Below are 16305 nucleotides of genomic sequence, written 5' to 3'. Positions count from 1 at the left end.
CTAGCCCCCTGTCATATTCATAAAGCGTACTACCTGCACATCGCCATCGGTGGTGAAGTGATGGCGTTCCGGTTTAAGCGGCAGGGCGTTGATGATCGCCTCTTTTAGCGCCTGCATATTGCCGGGGTGGCGGCGCAGCACGGCGCGAAGATCGACCGAGTGTTCGTTGCCTAAGCACAGCAGCAAACGGCCTTCCACGGTCACGCGCACCCGGTTACAGGTATCGCAAAAGTTGTGGCTATGGGGGGAAATAAACCCAACCCGGCTGTCGCTATCGGCCATCTTGAAGTAGCGCGATGGGCCGGGTGTGGTTTCGGTCGTGGGGATCAGCGGATAGCGCGTTTCGATCAAGTCTTGAACGTCATCGCTGGAGTAGAAGGTTTCCGCCCGTGAGTGGTCAGAAACATCGCCCAGCGGCATCTCTTCGATAAAGCTAATATCGAGGTTTTCCTGGCGTGCAAAGGTGACCAGGTCTATTACTTCGTCGTCATTGCGACCTTTTAAGATCACCGCGTTGAGCTTGATGCGTTTAAAGCCCGCTTCCTGGGCGGCATGAATGCCGTCGATCACTTTGGCTAAATCGCCGGTGCGGGTGAGCTGCTTAAAGCGCTCCGCATTTAGCGAGTCCAGACTAATGTTCAGCCGCCGCAGACCGCTTGAGTAAAGCTGCTTGGCGTGCTTGCGTAGGCTGGCGCCGTTAGTGGTCATGGTGAAGTCGTTAAGGCCTGGCATGGCGCCGATCTCATCGACCAGTTGCTCAATGCCGCGGCGTACCAGCGGTTCGCCGCCGGTAAGGCGAATTTTCTCGACCCCCAACTCAGTGAAAGCGCGCGCCACCATAGCGATCTCTTCCAGCGTCAGTACCTGGGCGCGGGGCAGAAACGTCATCTCCTCGCTCATGCAGTACACGCAGCGGAAATCGCAGCGATCGGTGACCGAGATGCGCACGTAGCTAATGCGCCGACCAAAGTCGTCGATCAGTTGCTGGTCAGCGTCTGGCTGGACAGATCGCTGCTGATTAGCTTGTGGTTGTGCGGGTCGTTGCTCGGTCATAGCCATCCCGTTAGTGGTTGTATGCTGACTACCTCGCCTGGCTGGGCGCCTGCCTGGTCGTCGGCAAGCTCAATCAAGCAGTTAGCAGCCACCATCGAGGTTAAAATGCCCGAACCCTGGGCGCCGGTACTACGCACGAGTAACCGTCCTTCGCTATCAGTATGGTAAACGCCACGGATAAAGTCAGTGCGCTTCAAGCGACTTTTTATGGCGGTGTCGGCAATCGCAGTAAGGCGATGGGGTGTTGATGTCGGCTGCCCATACAGCCGATCCAGCAGCGGCGAGACAAACTGTAGAAAGGTTACCATGACCGCCACCGGATTGCCGGGCAAGCCAACAAACGGCGTGCGCTTTTCACCCAGCCAGCCGCAAGCCATGGGGCGCCCAGGTCGCAGCGCTACCCGCCAGAAGGCTAGGCGGCCTAACTGTTCCAGAGCCTCACGGGTAAAGTCAGCCTGGCCAACGGAAACACCGCCGCTGGTGATTACCAAATCGCTCTGCTCTGCAGCGTCTTCAAGGGCCGTTTTAATGGCGTTTAAATCGTCTGGGAGAATGCCCAGGTCAATGACATCGGCGCCGTGTTCGGCAAGCAAGCCCATCAGGGTGAAGCGATTGGCATCGTATATACCTGCTTTGGGCAGCGGCTCACCGGGAGCAGCGACTTCATTGCCAGTGGAAAAGATCGCCACCCTTGGGCGCTGACATACGGCAACATCTGCGTAACCTAACGACGCTAAAAGCCCTAGGGCCGCCGCATCGAGCCGTGCTCCCGCAGGCAGTGCCGTGTCGCCGAGACCAATATCCTCACCGGCCTGGCGAACATGTTGGCCGTGTTTGAGGAGTTCTGGCGACGCGATGATCACATGCCCAGGCTGCTCATCTAACGGTTCGCGGAGCTGTTCACTCATCACCACGGTATCGGTGCCCGGCGGCAGTGGGGCACCGGTGGTGATGCGTACACAGTGACCGGCAGGTACTAATTCGCGGCGATACTGACCGGCCAACACCTCTCCAGCCAACGGCCAGCGGGTCTGCTTGGCTCCAACACCTTCTCTGGGCAAGGCTAGCGCTACGCCGTCCATGGCCGCATTGGTATTTTGCGGCACGTTAATGGGGGCTTTCACGGTTGTGGCCAATCGGCGACCATGAGCCTGCGCCAGCGGAATCCGTTCGCTGCCCAGCGGGCGTTCAATCAAGGTGGCGAGCGCCTGACGCGCTTCGTCCACGCTGAGCATCTGCTCGCCAAGATCAAAGCAGGAGAGGGTCATTTCACCTCCTTGCTCGAAGAACCCATGAGTACTTTTTCCAGGTGCAGCTTCTCTTCCTCAGTATTAAGGTTAGCAAAGGCATCAGGGCAGTCCGACATATCAACCTTGCACCAAGCATGGCGAGCATACCAACGATCGATCTTACGCTCGCCCTCGGCCAAGGTGGCGGCCAAATCATCGGCCAGCGAGGTACGCAGTAGTGCAACTACCGGGTGCAGCCGTTCGCCATCAAAAGCCACAGCGATATCATGCTGGCCAATACCTTGTACCATGCGCGCCACTAAATCGTCAGGTAGGGCGGGGGAGTCGCAGGGAACGACCAGTAGCCACGGCGTTTTTGCCGCCTGCAGGCCGCTATAGATCCCCATCAAAGGGCCTTTAAAGCCGCCTTCGGCACCGTCCATTACAACATCCGCTATAACGCGATCGGCGAAAAAGCGATAGGCGTCAGCATTGCGGTTGGCGTTAATCAGTAGCTCGGCCACCTGACCTTCAAGGCGCTTCACCACATGGCCGACGAGTGGCAGGCCCGCAAAAGGCTCCAGCCCTTTGTCACGACCGCCCATTCGGCGCCCTTCGCCGCCCGCGAGAACCATGCCAGTGAGGTCGTGAGTAGGGATCATGAGCTTGCCTTTTTTGATGAGCGGTATTCTTGCGATGAACGGGCATGGGATGGGCGCGGTGGAATAGCGTCCAGGGCTAAACGGTTTTGGGTGTTGATCGCTTGGAAATGGCGCCCTTTGGCGCGGGCAATTAACATCACGCCGAAGCGTTCGGCCAGTTCGACGCCTTTTTGGGTGACGCCTGAGCGAGAAACCAGCACGCTAATGCCCATTTGTGCCACTTTGAGTACCATTTCGGAAGTCAGTCTCCCGGTGGTGTAGAAAATATCCGCATTGGCGCTGTCGGCCTGTTGTAGCCATTGGCGCCCCGCCAAGGTATCCACCGCGTTATGCCGTCCTACGTCTTCAACAAAGTCGAGTACGTCGGTTTGCTGGCACAGCGCGCAGCCATGAACGGCGCCAGCGCTGCGGTAGGTCTCGTTGTAGGCGTTAAGGTTTTGCAGCAGCTGATAAAGCGTGGATTGTGCCAATTGAGTATCGGGCAGCGCCGTGAGAGCGGTTTGGTCGAGCAGTTTACCAAATACCGTGCCCTGGCCGCAGCCGGTGGTGACCGTACGGGTGCTTAAGCGTATTTCTAAATCCTCGGGCAGATGGCGAGTAATCACTACCGCGGCTTCTACTTCCCAATCGACTTGCACGGCCTCTAAATCAGCCGCGGCGTTCAGCAGCCCCTGATTGCGCAGATAGCCGACCACCAGAGCCTCCGGGTCGTCACCCAAGGTCATCAAAGTGACAATTTCACGCTTGTTGAGGTAGACCGTCAACGCTCTTTCAGCGGCAATCGCCTGCTGGCGTGCATCGCCATACTCGTCAACGATGCTGATCTCGGTAGTGGCCGGTAAGCGGGCTCGGCTTAACTGAAGGGCGTGCATCCGCAATCCTCGCTGCTGATATGAAAGCATCTGAGCCTGATAAAATACCTGAGTAAAAAGGTCAGAGTTGACGATGATGGCGCTGGAGAGGCTTACTTGTCTACCTGTTCGACTGCTATCCGTTCAAAGTCTAGGTGCTTCGCTTAAGTACTGTGCTCAAGTGCTGTGCTTAGATACTTCGCTAAGGGGTTTAACGCGATGTCTGATAATTTACGTTCACTGAGTATCACCCTGGTCGCCGAGGCTAAGCAGGTGAAAAGCTTTACGCTAACCCAGTGGCGTATTGCAGAGCTTACCCTGAGTGATCAGGGCCCCAATGTGCTTAACCTGCAGTTGTCGATGACCGAGCGTGCTGCCTACCGTTTCAACCTGACGTCTGCCACCCCACGGCTATTTGTGCGAGCGGGTTTTACTGGGCAAACACCCAAACCTGATGCGATTACCGCTAGTCAGGACGTGGCAGCCGGTTGGATGGACGGTGAGCAGCAGGTGCTCGAAGCACCAATGCCCATGGCCATTCAGGTCTGGATTGAGAGCTACCTCGCACGCCACGGCGAAGCGCCGATGGAGATGCGCAAGAAAAAACGCAAAGGAGCGGGGCGCGCCAAAGAGACCCCCACCAAGGAGCAGCCGCAATGAGCCGCCTAGAGCGCTGGTCGCGCCTAAAACGCAACGTTCCCCAAGAGCAAGATGCGCCGCCGGTTACAGAGCCCGTTGAGGAACTGGCGGCCAAATCGGATATTTCACCTGATGCCGCGCAGGAAGCGCCAGAGCAGGCATCACTAGAACAGTCTCCTGCAGAACAATCGCCTTCAGAACCAGCACCTAAGCCCGGCAGCTTAGACCACACCTTGCCCGACCCTGAAACGCTGGAAGCGGGCAGCGACTTCAGCGCCTTTATGGTGCCAGGAGTAAGCGGAGCCCTGCGGCGGCGTGCTTTGAAACGCCTGTGGGCCACCGGCAACTACAACGTTCGCGACGGCCTGGATGACTATGATGCCGACTACAATCAGCTGTTAAAGCCCATGGACTCCGAGCTCGCCAGCAAACTGCGCCGCTGGACGCATAAAGTGGAAGAGGCGGTTGATAAGTCGCTAGACGAGCCCGAGTCCCCAAAAGAGTTGGCAGAGAACGAGCAAACAAGTGAGAAACCGGTCGCGCTAGAGGACGACTCCTCAACACCTCGCGATGATGGTGTCAAAACTGTAGAAAACACCTTACTAGACGACCAGTCTGATTATTTATCTGATACTAAGACGAAAACATGAGATTAGTGATAAAATTATAAAAATCAAATTATTGGGTGTGTTAACAGTCGCCAGCGTTGGCAGCGTTGACGGTAATTAATTTGGCAAAATACGTATTTCGCCATAGGCTGAACTTAGCTTCTATGCATTGTTATGCCACAATAGTTAGATAGTATAACTCAAAATTATAATAAGAATTATTCACTGACCGTGAGAGCGCATGAATCAACGAATCCAACTGGCGTCGCTAGACGACCAGCGCAATGCCGAGGCTCGGGAGACGGTACGCCAGCGTATCTCGTGGCCCGCTAACCTAACGCCTGCCAATGTGACCTATCACAGCCGTGGTCATGCGCTGCTGCTCGGCAGTGAGCGCGATACCCGACAAGCCGCGCGTATTCTGCAAGGGCGTGGTTTGGCTTCATTGACGCTGGTTTTCACCGCGCCCAACGCCGCAGATGTTGACGACGGGGTAAGCGATAGCGACTTGCTCGCTGCCACCGAGATCCTCACCACCCAGGCGCTAACCCGTGCCCAGGTAGAAAAGCTGCGCATTAGCGGCCATCTGGGCATGTTCAAAACGCTGCTTGATGGCGATGAGCCGCTTGATCTTGCCCGTGCGCTGATCGAGCGAGAGGCGTTTGATCTAGTCCTGGATTTAAATGCCACTCCTTGCCTACCGGTGGAATTACCACCGCCTGGCTATGTGGTAATGCAGTGGCAGCACGTCGAGCAGCGCAACGACATCCTCGACGATTTTGTGGGACTGGTGGGCGAATTCGACAAGCCGCGTTATTTTCAGGTCAATAGCGATTTATGTGCCCACTCCACCAGCGGCAACATTGGCTGTACCCGCTGTTTGGATGTTTGCCCCGCGGATGCCATCTCCAGCATTCAGGGGCGGATTGAATCTCACATCGAGATTGATCCCTTTCTCTGCCAAGGCGTGGGAAGTTGCACCAGCGCTTGCCCCACTGGCGCTATCGAATTTCGCCTACCGGAAACGCGCCGCCAGCAGGATACGCTCTCTGCTTGGCTGGGCGCCTACCGCGAAGCGGGTGGCCAAGCCCCGGTGCTGCGTTTTATTACCCATGATTCCCAAGATGCTGAGCGCGCAGCGGGTGTAGTCACCGCAGGTCATATCATCGACGCACCGCTAGAAGAGCTGGGCGCAGCGGGCCATGACCAGTGGCTAACCGCTCTGGCCGCTGGTGCCGCCGAAGTGCGTATCCAACTGCACCCCAATATGCCCGCCCGCTTAAGTGCCTTTTTGACCGATCAGCTCGCTCAAGCGCATGCCCTGTTGGACGCCTTAGGCCATGATCGTGCTCGCGTAAAGCTGATCGAGATAGCCGATGATGCAGGCCGGGATGCGCTACCGGCACTCACGCCGTTGACAGAGTCACCGCTAAGCCTGCCCGAGCCAGAAAAGCGTGCGCGTTTGAATCGTGTGCTCGCACGGTTGGCCGAATTGGGTAGCCCCAGCGGCGAGCGTGCTGCCGTGCCGGCAGGCGCTGCCTACGGCGCCATTCAAGTCGATAGCGATGCCTGCACGCTGTGCCACGCCTGTGTCAGCAACTGCCCGACCCCGGCATTAAAATCAGGCGGCAAAACGCCCGCGCTGAGCTTTCTTGAAGCGGACTGTGTGCAGTGTGGTTTGTGTGAGCAGGCTTGCCCGGAAAATGCGATTACTCTGATGCCCGGCTTCCTGGCATCCAATGCCCGCGAAACGCGCCACATCTGCCACGAAGAAGCGGCCTTTGAGTGCATCAACTGCGGTAAGCCGTTTGCCACTGTCAGCACGGTCGCTACTATTAAACAGAAGTTGGCTAACCACCCCTACTTCGCCGGCGAGGCGATGATCCGCCTGGAAATGTGCGAAGACTGCCGGGTAAAAGATGTCTGGAAAACCATGATTCGCGACCCTGACGCGCAACTGAAGGTATAAGCCGATGACGGATGCACTGCCCACGCTCAAAGAAGCGGATGCGCTACGCGCCGATATCTACCGGCTGTTAGCCACGCTACTGCGCCAAGCGCCAGATCCAGAACTACTCGACTGGTTGGCTGAGCTAACTATCGAGCAAGATGGTAGCCGCCTGGCAGAGTGCTGGCAGTCGTTGGCGGTAGCGGCCAACGGTGCGGATGCTGAGAGACTGCAGCGAGCTCACTTTCGCCACTTGGTCGGTGTGATTCAAGGTGAGGTGGTGCCCTACGCCTCCTGGTACCGCAACGGCGAATTGATGGAGGCGTCGCTGGTGGCGCTGCGCCAAGACCTAAAAGTGCTTGGCTTTGAACGCAGTGAGCATACCCGGGATCCGGAAGATCATCTGGCTGCCCTGTGTGAAGTGATGGCGATGCTGATCGACGCCGAAAGCTCTGAACAGGGTTATTTCTTTAGCCAACATTTAGCCCCCTGGGCGGCCAGCTGTTTTGCCGACCTGGGGCAGGTAGACACCGCTTTCTATGCAGCGTTGGGGCAGTTGGGTAGCGCTTTTATGGAGAGCGAACAGGCTCGCTTGAGGGTTGATGCGGGCCATACGCCAGTGCGTATTCTTGAGCCTTAACGCAGGCTTCATAAAAGAAACAGCAAAAAAAGACCCGCATAAAAAAGCATGCAAGAGGAGAAACCCATGCAACCGTCACACAACGCTGAGCGCCGTCGGTTTATGAAAACCGTTGGGTTGGGAACCGCCGCTGCTGGCGCCGCGGCGGCAGTCGGTCATGTCACTCTGGCACAGGCTGACACTGCCCCGGTGAAAAACGAAAAACCAACGGTTAACTACCGTGAGACTGATCACGTCCGTGCTTATTACGCCTCGCTGCGTGACTGACGGCGGAATGCCAGGAGATTTGCCATGCGCTTAACTCGCAAAACAGACACCCCCAAGGCCTCAGGGCTGGGTATTTCCCGTCGCCAGTTCCTCAAACGCAGCGGTGCAGCCACTGGCGGTATGGCCGCCGTTGGCTTTATGAGTGCGCCCATGATGCAGCGCTCAGAAGCAGCCGATAAAACCCCCGTGCTGGACTCGCCGGTCGAGACCAAACGCACCATCTGCTCCCACTGTTCAGTAGGTTGTGGCGTGTATGCCGAAGTTCAAGAGGGCATTTGGACTAAGCAGGAACCCGCTTTTGATCACCCTATCAACCGTGGCGCGCACTGTGCGAAAGGTGCTTCGCTGCGCCAGCACGGCCACTCCACGCGGCGTCTCAAGTACCCAATGAAGTTAGTCGCGGGTGAGTGGGAGCGTATGAGCTGGGATGACGCCATTAACGAGATTGGCGACAAACTGCTTGAGCTGCGCGAAGAGCACGGCCCGGACAGCGTTTACTGGTTGGGCTCGGCTAAGTTCAGCAACGAGCAGGCGTATTTAATGCGCAAGCTTGCCTCGCTGTGGGGCACCAACAATACCGACCACCAGGCGCGTATCTGCCACTCCACCACCGTGGCCGGCGTGGCGAATACCTGGGGTTATGGAGCGATGACCAACTCGCTCAACGACATGCATAACAGCAAGGCGATTCTGTTCATTGGCTCCAACCCCAGTGAAGCGCACCCGGTGGCGATGCAGCATATCCTGATCGCTAAAGAGCGCAACAATTGCGACATTATCGTCGCTGACCCTCGCTTTACCCGTACTGCCGCCAAGGCCAACAAATACGTGCGTCTACGTCCCGGTTCGGACGTCGCCTATATTTGGGGCTTGTTATGGCACATTTTTGAAAATGGCTGGGAAGACAACGAGTACATCAATCAGCGCGTTTACGGTATGGATGAAGTGCGCGCTGAAGTCGCCAACTTCCCGCCCAGCGTTGTAGAAGAAGTCACCGGTGTCCCCGAAGCCGAGATGTACGATGTCGCTAAACGCCTCTCCGACAACCGGCCTGGCTGTGTGGTCTGGTGTATGGGCGGCACCCAGCACACCACCGGCAACAACAATACCCGCGCTTACTGCATTCTTGAGCTGGCGCTGGGGAATATCGGTGTGGCGGGCGGCGGCGCTAACATCCTGCGTGGCCATGATAACGTACAGGGGGCGACCGACCTGGGCCTTGGCTGCGATTCATTGCCTGGTTACTACGGTTTGGCGGAAGGTGCCTGGCAGCACTGGGCGCAGGTGTGGGATCTCGACTACGAGTGGCTTAAAGGCCGCTATGACGATACCGAGTATGCCGATGGTAAGCCCATGTACACTGCCGGTATTACCGTATCGCGCTGGGTCGATGGCGTGCTCGAAGAGGACGAGAATATCTCCCAGCGTACCGCGCTGAAAGCAATGTTCTACTGGGGCCACGCGGTTAACTCCCAGACTCGCGGCGTCGAGATGCAAAAAGCGATGCAGAAGCTTGAGATGATGGTCATCGTTGACCCTTATCCTACCGTTGCTTCGGTTATGCATGATCGCAGCGACGGCGTGTATCTGCTGCCAGCGGCCACCCAGTTCGAAACCACAGGCAGTGTCACCGCGACTAACCGCTCGATTCAGTGGCGTGACCGCGTGATTGAGCCGCTGTTTGAGTCCAAGCCCGACCACGAAATCATGTACCTGTTTGCTCGTAAGCTGGGCTTCGGTAATGAGTTGGTCAAGAACTACCAGATGAACGGCGACGAGCCGCTCATCGATGACATTCTGCGCGAAATCAACAGCGGTATGTGGACGGTCGGTTACACCGGGCAAAGCCCCGAACGCCTCAAAGAGCACCAGAAAAACTGGCACACGTTCAGCTTCGAGAATCTGCGCGCAGAGGGCGGCCCGGCGGACGGTGATTACTACGGCTTGCCGTGGCCCTGCTGGGGCACGCCAGAGTTCGGCCACCCAGGCTCGCCTAACCTTTACGACACCAGCGTGCCGGTGATGGAAGGTGGCATGGGCTTCCGTGCCCGTTTTGGTATCGAGCGTGACGGCGTCAACCTTCTGGCGGAAGGTTCAGCGCCGGTAGGTGGCGATATCGACGACGGCTATCCAGAGTTCAACGACCAACTGCTCAAAGACCTAGGCTGGTGGGACGACCTGACCGCCGAAGAGAAACAGGCGGCGGAAGGCAAAAACTGGAAAACCGACCTCTCTGGCGGTATCCAGCGTGTCACCATTGAGCATGGCTGCGCGCCTTACGGCAACGCCAAGGCACGCGCTGTGGTCTGGACTTTCCCCGACCAAGTGCCGAAGCACCGTGAGCCGCTCTACACCACGCGTCGCGATTTGGTTGAACGCTTCCCTACTTGGGACGACTTCGACTCCATCATGCGCCTGCCGACCATGTACAAAACCATTCAGGATCGCGACAACACTGGCGAGTATCCAATGATTCTCACCTCTGGGCGCCTGGTTGAGTATGAAGGTGGCGGTGAAGAGACGCGCTCCATGTCGTGGCTTGCCGAGCTGCAGCAGGAGATGTTTGTCGAAATTAACCCGGCGGACGCCAACGACCTCAGCATCAAAGATGGTGACGATGTTTGGGTAGAAGGGGCAGAAGGGGGCCGTGTGAAGGTCAAAGCCCTGGTCACTCCTCGCGTCGATCGTAACGTAGCGTTTATGCCGTTCCACTTTGGCGGCATGTTCCAGGGCGAAAGCCTGCGTGACCGTTACCCGGATGGGTCTGATCCGTACATCATTGGTGAGGCGGCCAATACCGCCACCACCTACGGCTATGACCCGGTGACACTGATGCAAGAGACCAAGTGCACCATCTGCCGCATTGAGCGGGCTTAAGCTTCGACCGACCTGACAGCACGGCGGTGCGGGAGCCATCCCGCACCGGCATGAGGAGAACACCATGGCTCAAATGAAATTTATGTGTGACGCCGAACGCTGCATTGAGTGCAACGGCTGCGTCACCGCCTGTAAAAATGCCAACGATGTCGAGTGGGGCATTCAGCGCCGTCGCGTGGTCACGCTCAACGACGGTGAAGCGGATGAAATGTCCATCTCCGTCGCCTGCATGCACTGTGACGACGCCCCTTGCATGGCGGTGTGCCCCACCGACTGCTTCTACAAAACCGATGACGGCATCGTGCTGCACGACAAAGACCTCTGCATCGGCTGTGGTTACTGCCTCTACGCCTGCCCGTTTGGCGCCCCGCAGTTTCCCCAGCAGGATGCCTTTGGTGAGCGCGGCAAGATGGACAAATGTACCTTCTGCGCGGGCGGCCCGGCCGAAAGCAAAGAAGAGGAGTACGAGAAGTACGGTTCCAACCGTATTGCCGAAGGTAAACTGCCGCTGTGTGCTGAGATGTGCTCCACCAAAGCGCTGCTTGCCGGTGATGCCCAAGACGTGGCCGATATCTTCCGTCAGCGTGTTGTCCATCGCGGGCACAAAGATGGCGCCTGGTCTAATAACCCTCAGGCCAGTGCCGACAACCTAGCCTATGATGCTGCCCATAAAGGGTAAGGAGGCGTGTCATGAACCTGTTGACTGCACAGGCATCCGGTGGGGTGCCACGCTCAGGTAAAGGGCTCGCCCTGGGTATTTGGCGCTTTATGTTGGTGGCGTTTGCTCTGGTGCTTAGCCTCGGCTTCACGCAAGTGGCGTTGGCTCAAGCGGATCCTGACCGTGAAATGAACACCGCTGCCCCCGGCATTACCGCCGACCAGTGGCGTCAGGTACGCAGTGGAGAGACCGGGCCTAACTACCGTGACTCGCGTTATGAAAGCGACTACAGCTTGATCAATGCAAGCGGTGAAACCTGGCGGCAGATTCGCAACCGCTGGGTGTCGCCGTTTGGTTTGATTGCGGTATTTGGCATGGCGGCGCTGATCGCGCTGTTCTACTTCATTGTCGGGCGTAAAGAGCTTGAGGCGCCGCGCACGGGGCGTCTACTTTTGCGTTGGACGCTGATGAAACGCGCGCTGCACTGGACGGTAGCAACGCTGTTTATCATTCTGGCGCTGACCGGGATGACGCTGCTGTTCGGTAAATTCGTGTTCCGCCCACTGTTTGGCGATGGGATTTGGGCCTGGATGATTGCGGCGACAAAAGTGCTGCATAACTACCTGGGGCCGATCTTTGGCATTCTGCTGGTGATCCTGCTGGTCAGCTTGATCAAAGACAATATTCCCAAAAAGCACGACTGGGTATGGTTCAAGAAAGGCGGCGGTATGATTGGCAAAAAGCATGTGGATGCTGGTTTTGCCAACGGTGGTGAAAAAGCCTGGTACTGGCTGTTAGCGACGGTGGGAATCTTAGTGGTTGCCAGTGGCTTCGTGCTCGACTTCCCCAACTTCGACCAGGGCCGTGACACCATGCAGTGGGCCAATATTATCCACGCAGTGGGCGCATTGGGGCTTACGGCGGTTTCCCTCGGCCATATCTATATCGGCACGTTGGGTACCGAAGGCGCGCTAGAAGGTATGACCACGGGCTATGTGGATGAGACCTGGGCCAAAGAGCACCATAATCTTTGGTACGAAGAGGTCAAAGACCAAACGCTATCGGAACAAGAGGTGGCGGCCCGCAAGTCATCTGGCGGCAGCAGTGAACCGTCGGCAACGCGAACCAGTTAATAAGCATTTAATGGTCGCTAAGACACCGCCTTTCGGCGGTGTCTTTTGTTATGCTTCACCTTAAGTTATTAAATAACCCAAGCCATGTATGAGAGGAACGGTTATGTCAGCGTTTGATGAGTTAGACCCAACCACGCGCACCGAGCTTGAAGCCGCCGCGTTTCGCCGCTTGCTACAGCATCTGGACGATAACAAAGATGTCCAGAATATCGACCTGATGATCCTGGCGGACTTTTGCCGCAACTGCTTATCGAAATGGCTGGTTAGCGCCGCGGAAGCGCGGGATGAAAGCCTCAGTTACGAAGAGGCACGTGAGTACGTTTACGGTATGCCTTACAGCGAGTGGAAGGAGCTTTACCAGCCGCCCGCTACGCCTGAGCAAATGGCGGCCTGGGAAGCTCACCACGCCAAAAAGAAAGCAGCCAAACAAGGGTGACGTCAATGAGTGAGCCAATGGTGCCCCTCAACATAGCCGTACTCACGGTCTCGGATACCCGCACGGAAGAGATGGATCGGAGCGGTCAAGCCTTGGTCGAGCGGCTAACCAACGCCGGTCATACTCTCGTTGAAAAGCGCATAGTGCCTGACGATGTCTATCGTATTCGTGCGGTGGTCGCGAACTGGATCGCCGAGGCGGATGTGCAGGTAGTCATCACCACCGGAGGCACTGGCTTCACTGGGCGTGACTCTACCCCTGAAGCCATCTCGGTGCTGCTGGATAAGCGCATCGAAGGCTTTGGAGAACGCTTTCGTCAGCTAAGTGGTGAGGAAATTGGCAGTTCCACCATCCAGAGCCGCTGCCTCGGCGGCTTAGCCAACGCCACGGTAGTGTTCTGCCTGCCTGGCTCAACCGGCGCCTGCCGCACCGGCTGGGACGGCATTCTGGCAGAGCAATTGGATAGCCGCCACAAACCCTGCAACTTCGCTAATCTGGTCATCCCAGGTCGAGGCCAGCATGGTTGAATGAGTGGCATATTTTCCAGGCTGCCGCTTGCTGTAGCAACAAGTTTGCGTGGCGACTTGTATTGGGGTTGCGCTGTCGTCGCGCTCTTAAAAGTTAGTGTCAATGCAATAGCTGCATTGGTTTTAACCGGCTAGCTCAGTGCTTCTTCCTTTAGAAAGTTTAGTAATAAAGGGTGATTCGCTAGAGCAATATTGATTCGAAGAGCTGACCCTGACTCGTCATTGCCTAAAGTAAACAAATTTCCAGGTGCTAGGAAAATCCCCTGTGCAGAGGCTTTTTTTGCTAGCTCAAGGCCGTCTACGCTTTTTGGTAAAGGGCACCAAATGTAGTAACTCCCGGTGGGTGGCTGAATTTGCTTGAAACCAATATTTTTCAACGAGGAGATCGCTGCTGCGCTAGCCTTGGCCACTCTCTCGCGTAAACGAGTCATTTGGCGACGATAGCGACCATGAATGATCATTTCATGGATCATCCTTTCAATAATGCTTGAACTGGTAACCACCGTGAGCATTTTAATATCAATCAGTGACCGAACCAGCGTCTGATTAGCTGCAATGTAGCCACAACGCATACTGGCAGATAGCGTTTTGGAAAAAGTGCCAACGTATATGACTCGGTTAAGGCCATCGAGCGAAGCAAGGTGAGGCGTTGATCGGGGGAGAATATCACCAAAAGGATCGTCTTCAATGATGGTTAAATCATGCTGTTCAGCGATACGTAATAAGGCATGCATATTCTGGAGAGACATGGATGTGCCGGTAGGGTTGTGAGCCATAGGCTGAACAAACAAAAGCCTTGGCCGGTATTCCCGGATACTCTGTTCCAGCATATCGAGATCCAGCCCTTGAGGTCCTCTAGTGATGCCGATGGTTTTGGCACGCTGTAGGCGTAATTTACCAAACATTGGGTAATAACCAGGGCTTTCAACTAGCACCACTTCACCGGGCTCTACAAAATGCCTAACAATCAGGTCGAGTGCATGGTTGGCGCCGAACGTCATCAAGATTTGATTTGGATGAACGCTAATTGCACGATCGTTTAGCGTTCTGGCGATATCTTCTCGCAGGCCGATCAATCCCTGAGGGTTGCCGTATTCGAACTCATCTCTGGCGTCATGATCCTGATTGCTGCGTTTGAAATAGCGGCGTATGTCCGAGCTTTCCATCCAACTTGCCGGCAGGCGTCCATCTCCGGCTCTGACTTCATAATGCTGATTCAATTGTTCTCTTAATAGAGAAACCAAGTCGACCGCTTCAGTAAAATGTTCAGGCTTGATAGCTGGGTGAGCTGGTCTGGTTGCTTCCACATAAAAGCCAGAACCGCGCCGAGGGCTGATATATCCAGTCGCGACTAAGCGGTCATAAGCATCAATTATAGTATTTTTTGAAACCCCAAAGCTCAGGGTTGCATTGCGAATGGAGGGTAATCTTGTCCCCGCCGTTAGCTGTCCCTGCTCAATGCGCTCAATAACTGTATTGGCGACTTGTTGTGCTCGAGGTGGTTTTTGCTTCATAAAAGGCTCAATTGTACCCATTAAGGAAAGGGTACAGTACATGGGTCAATTTTGAATATTGTACCTTGTCCAGCTTTCTCTATCACCCTAACTTAAGATAAGAGTATGTTTTATTTCTAACAATAATCGGTGATGCAGCGGTCTCTAGTTCGCGCTAATAGCACTGCCATTCACCATGGAGAACATCGTGAACTTAACAACCATAAATAAAAGCTGGTTCTTTTTAAAAACGGTCGCAGCTGTGTCCACTGTGACAGCCTGTGTGGCTCCTTCTATTGCTATTGCCGAGGATCTGCCCAGCGTAAACTGGCGAATGCAGGCGCTTTGGGATGCGGGGACGACGCCCTATGAATACGAAGAAAAATTTGTAGAGCGGGTGTCCGAATTAACTGATGGGAAGTTTGAAATTCGATTGTTTGCCGGTGGACAATTAGTGCCAGCGGCCCAAGCATTTGAAGCTGTACGTGCAGGTGCCTTCCAGATGATGAAGACATTTGACGGCTATGAAGCAGGTTCTATACCTGCTTTCGCGTTCACCAGCACAGTACCGTTTGGTTTTCCTGAATCTGACCAGTACGAAGCTTGGTTCTATGAGAAAGGGGGAATTGAGCTGGCTCGTCAGGCCTATGCGTCAGCTGGTCTCTATTACATTGCACCTACGGTTTATGGGCAAGAACCCATCCATTCTAAATTTCCTATCGAATCTCTGGATGATCTGGATGGCAAAAAAGGCCGTTTCGTTGGCTTGGCCAGCACGGTGATGAGCGAATTTGGTGTGTCTACGACAGGGTTGCCTACGGCAGAGGTGTATCAAGCACTTGAAAAAGGGGTCATTGATCTTGCCGATCGCGGCGACCTGACCGCTAATTTTGAAGCAGGCTTGGGAGAAGTGGCCGGATATATAGCTGTACCTGGCTTTCACCAACCCACGACAGCTACCAGTTATGTAGCGAACCAAGCGGCTTACGATAGTTTACCTGACTCTTACAAAGCGGCCTTGGAAGTGGCTGCCCGTGAGATTTCGTCTTCTTTACGGCAGCACATCCTTGCCCAGGATACTGTTGCTCTCGAAGAGTTCGAAGCGCAAGGCGTACAGATCACCCATTTGAGCCCCGACCTCATTGCAGAAGGGCGCCCGACCGCGATGAATGCATGGAGGAGAGCGGCTGGAGATGACGAATTGGCTAACGAAATTCTCAATAGCCAAATCGAATTCATGCAAGAACTTGGCTTGATTGACTGAGTTCCTACCTTACGGTTCCG

The 16305-nt window shown here is 55.6% G+C and carries 16 protein-coding genes; 11 read left to right on the top strand and 5 right to left on the bottom strand.

Features of this window, described 5'->3' with window-relative positions:
- The 4 genes from moaA to HALTITAN_RS00235 are packed head-to-tail and all read right to left on the bottom strand — an operon-like array spanning window position 1 to window position 3816.
- Entirely contained in the window at window positions 1-1053 is a 1053-nt protein-coding gene (gene moaA / locus HALTITAN_RS00250; protein WP_022521823.1) for a GTP 3',8-cyclase MoaA, read from the bottom strand.
- Window positions 1050-2321 carry a molybdopterin molybdotransferase MoeA gene (gene moeA / locus HALTITAN_RS00245; protein ID WP_039857293.1) on the bottom strand — a complete coding sequence of 424 codons (1272 nt, stop codon included), beginning with the start codon at window positions 2319-2321 and terminating at the stop codon, window positions 1050-1052. Before moeA ends, moaA begins: the two co-directional genes overlap by 4 nt.
- On the bottom strand, window positions 2318-2944 hold the full coding sequence (mobA, locus tag HALTITAN_RS00240; RefSeq protein WP_009285880.1) for a molybdenum cofactor guanylyltransferase MobA: 627 nt from the start codon (window positions 2942-2944) through the stop codon (window positions 2318-2320). Before mobA ends, moeA begins: the two co-directional genes overlap by 4 nt.
- Window positions 2941-3816 carry a formate dehydrogenase accessory sulfurtransferase FdhD gene (locus HALTITAN_RS00235; RefSeq protein ID WP_022521826.1) on the bottom strand — a complete coding sequence of 292 codons (876 nt, stop codon included), beginning with the start codon at window positions 3814-3816 and terminating at the stop codon, window positions 2941-2943. The genes mobA and HALTITAN_RS00235 overlap by 4 nt, the downstream gene beginning before the upstream one ends.
- Window positions 3817-4014: 198 nt before the next feature.
- On the opposite strand from HALTITAN_RS00235, the gene HALTITAN_RS00230 reads away from it, so the two are divergent.
- From HALTITAN_RS00230 to moaB, 10 genes are all read left to right on the top strand, one after another.
- Window positions 4015-4455, top strand: coding sequence for a DUF3305 domain-containing protein (locus tag HALTITAN_RS00230; protein WP_022521827.1), 441 nt, complete (start codon window positions 4015-4017; stop codon window positions 4453-4455).
- Entirely contained in the window at window positions 4452-5084 is a 633-nt protein-coding gene (locus tag HALTITAN_RS00225) for a DUF3306 domain-containing protein (RefSeq protein ID WP_009285878.1), read from the top strand. Before HALTITAN_RS00230 ends, HALTITAN_RS00225 begins: the two co-directional genes overlap by 4 nt.
- Before the next feature lie 199 nt (window positions 5085-5283).
- A complete protein-coding gene (locus HALTITAN_RS00220; protein ID WP_039857290.1) occupies window positions 5284-7011 on the top strand; it encodes a 4Fe-4S dicluster domain-containing protein in 1728 nt (575 codons plus the stop codon).
- A gap of 4 nt (window positions 7012-7015) precedes the next feature.
- A complete protein-coding gene (locus HALTITAN_RS00215) occupies window positions 7016-7630 on the top strand; it encodes a TorD/DmsD family molecular chaperone (RefSeq protein ID WP_009285877.1) in 615 nt (204 codons plus the stop codon).
- A 66-nt stretch (window positions 7631-7696) separates the two neighbouring features.
- Window positions 7697-7897 carry a twin-arginine translocation signal domain-containing protein gene (locus HALTITAN_RS00210; protein WP_022521831.1) on the top strand — a complete coding sequence of 67 codons (201 nt, stop codon included), beginning with the start codon at window positions 7697-7699 and terminating at the stop codon, window positions 7895-7897.
- A 24-nt stretch (window positions 7898-7921) separates the two neighbouring features.
- Entirely contained in the window at window positions 7922-10774 is a 2853-nt protein-coding gene (locus HALTITAN_RS00205) for a molybdopterin-dependent oxidoreductase (RefSeq protein ID WP_009285876.1), read from the top strand.
- Window positions 10775-10838: 64 nt separating this feature from the next.
- Window positions 10839-11453 (top strand): formate dehydrogenase FDH3 subunit beta, encoded by a 615-nt coding sequence (gene fdh3B / locus HALTITAN_RS00200; RefSeq protein WP_022521832.1) that lies wholly within the window; start codon window positions 10839-10841, stop codon window positions 11451-11453.
- 11 nt (window positions 11454-11464) lie between these two features.
- Window positions 11465-12565 (top strand): formate dehydrogenase subunit gamma, encoded by a 1101-nt coding sequence (locus HALTITAN_RS00195; protein WP_009285875.1) that lies wholly within the window; start codon window positions 11465-11467, stop codon window positions 12563-12565.
- 103 nt (window positions 12566-12668) lie between these two features.
- Window positions 12669-13001: a DUF1244 domain-containing protein gene (locus tag HALTITAN_RS00190; protein ID WP_022521834.1), complete on the top strand. Its 333-nt coding sequence runs from the start codon at window positions 12669-12671 to the stop codon at window positions 12999-13001.
- 5 nt (window positions 13002-13006) lie between these two features.
- Entirely contained in the window at window positions 13007-13528 is a 522-nt protein-coding gene (gene moaB, locus HALTITAN_RS00185) for a molybdenum cofactor biosynthesis protein B (protein WP_039857287.1), read from the top strand.
- 131 nt (window positions 13529-13659) lie between these two features.
- On the opposite strand, the gene HALTITAN_RS00180 is transcribed toward moaB, so the two are convergent.
- Window positions 13660-15042, bottom strand: coding sequence for an aminotransferase-like domain-containing protein (locus HALTITAN_RS00180; RefSeq protein WP_035538766.1), 1383 nt, complete (start codon window positions 15040-15042; stop codon window positions 13660-13662).
- Between the two features lie 187 nt (window positions 15043-15229).
- Here HALTITAN_RS00180 and dctP point away from each other — a divergent pair, with 187 nt between their 5' ends.
- Window positions 15230-16285 (top strand): TRAP transporter substrate-binding protein DctP, encoded by a 1056-nt coding sequence (gene dctP, locus HALTITAN_RS00175; protein ID WP_022521837.1) that lies wholly within the window; start codon window positions 15230-15232, stop codon window positions 16283-16285.
- Window positions 16286-16305: the final 20 nt, after the last annotated feature.

It is taken from the genome of Vreelandella titanicae BH1 (assembly GCF_000336575.1).
In the GTDB taxonomy this organism is placed as follows: Bacteria; Pseudomonadota; Gammaproteobacteria; order Pseudomonadales; family Halomonadaceae; genus Vreelandella; species Vreelandella titanicae.
This window is presented reverse-complemented; position numbering and strand designations above follow the sequence as displayed.

Bases quoted from the DNA above. Each gene is read 5' to 3' on its own strand.
- HALTITAN_RS00180 (WP_035538766.1), bottom strand. From the start codon at position 15,042: ATGAAGCAAAAACCACCTCGAGCACAACAAGTCGCCAATACAGTTATT.
- HALTITAN_RS00230 (WP_022521827.1), top strand. From the start codon at position 4,015: ATGTCTGATAATTTACGTTCACTGAGTATCACCCTGGTCGCCGAGGCT.
- HALTITAN_RS00190 (WP_022521834.1), top strand. From the start codon at position 12,669: ATGTCAGCGTTTGATGAGTTAGACCCAACCACGCGCACCGAGCTTGAA.
- HALTITAN_RS00215 (WP_009285877.1), top strand. From the start codon at position 7,016: ATGACGGATGCACTGCCCACGCTCAAAGAAGCGGATGCGCTACGCGCC.
- moaA (WP_022521823.1), bottom strand. From the start codon at position 1,053: ATGACCGAGCAACGACCCGCACAACCACAAGCTAATCAGCAGCGATCT.
- HALTITAN_RS00235 (WP_022521826.1), bottom strand. From the start codon at position 3,816: ATGCACGCCCTTCAGTTAAGCCGAGCCCGCTTACCGGCCACTACCGAG.
- HALTITAN_RS00205 (WP_009285876.1), top strand. From the start codon at position 7,922: ATGCGCTTAACTCGCAAAACAGACACCCCCAAGGCCTCAGGGCTGGGT.
- HALTITAN_RS00210 (WP_022521831.1), top strand. From the start codon at position 7,697: ATGCAACCGTCACACAACGCTGAGCGCCGTCGGTTTATGAAAACCGTT.
- moaB (WP_039857287.1), top strand. From the start codon at position 13,007: ATGAGTGAGCCAATGGTGCCCCTCAACATAGCCGTACTCACGGTCTCG.
- fdh3B (WP_022521832.1), top strand. From the start codon at position 10,839: ATGGCTCAAATGAAATTTATGTGTGACGCCGAACGCTGCATTGAGTGC.
- mobA (WP_009285880.1), bottom strand. From the start codon at position 2,944: ATGATCCCTACTCACGACCTCACTGGCATGGTTCTCGCGGGCGGCGAA.
- moeA (WP_039857293.1), bottom strand. From the start codon at position 2,321: ATGACCCTCTCCTGCTTTGATCTTGGCGAGCAGATGCTCAGCGTGGAC.
- HALTITAN_RS00220 (WP_039857290.1), top strand. From the start codon at position 5,284: ATGAATCAACGAATCCAACTGGCGTCGCTAGACGACCAGCGCAATGCC.
- HALTITAN_RS00225 (WP_009285878.1), top strand. From the start codon at position 4,452: ATGAGCCGCCTAGAGCGCTGGTCGCGCCTAAAACGCAACGTTCCCCAA.
- HALTITAN_RS00195 (WP_009285875.1), top strand. From the start codon at position 11,465: ATGAACCTGTTGACTGCACAGGCATCCGGTGGGGTGCCACGCTCAGGT.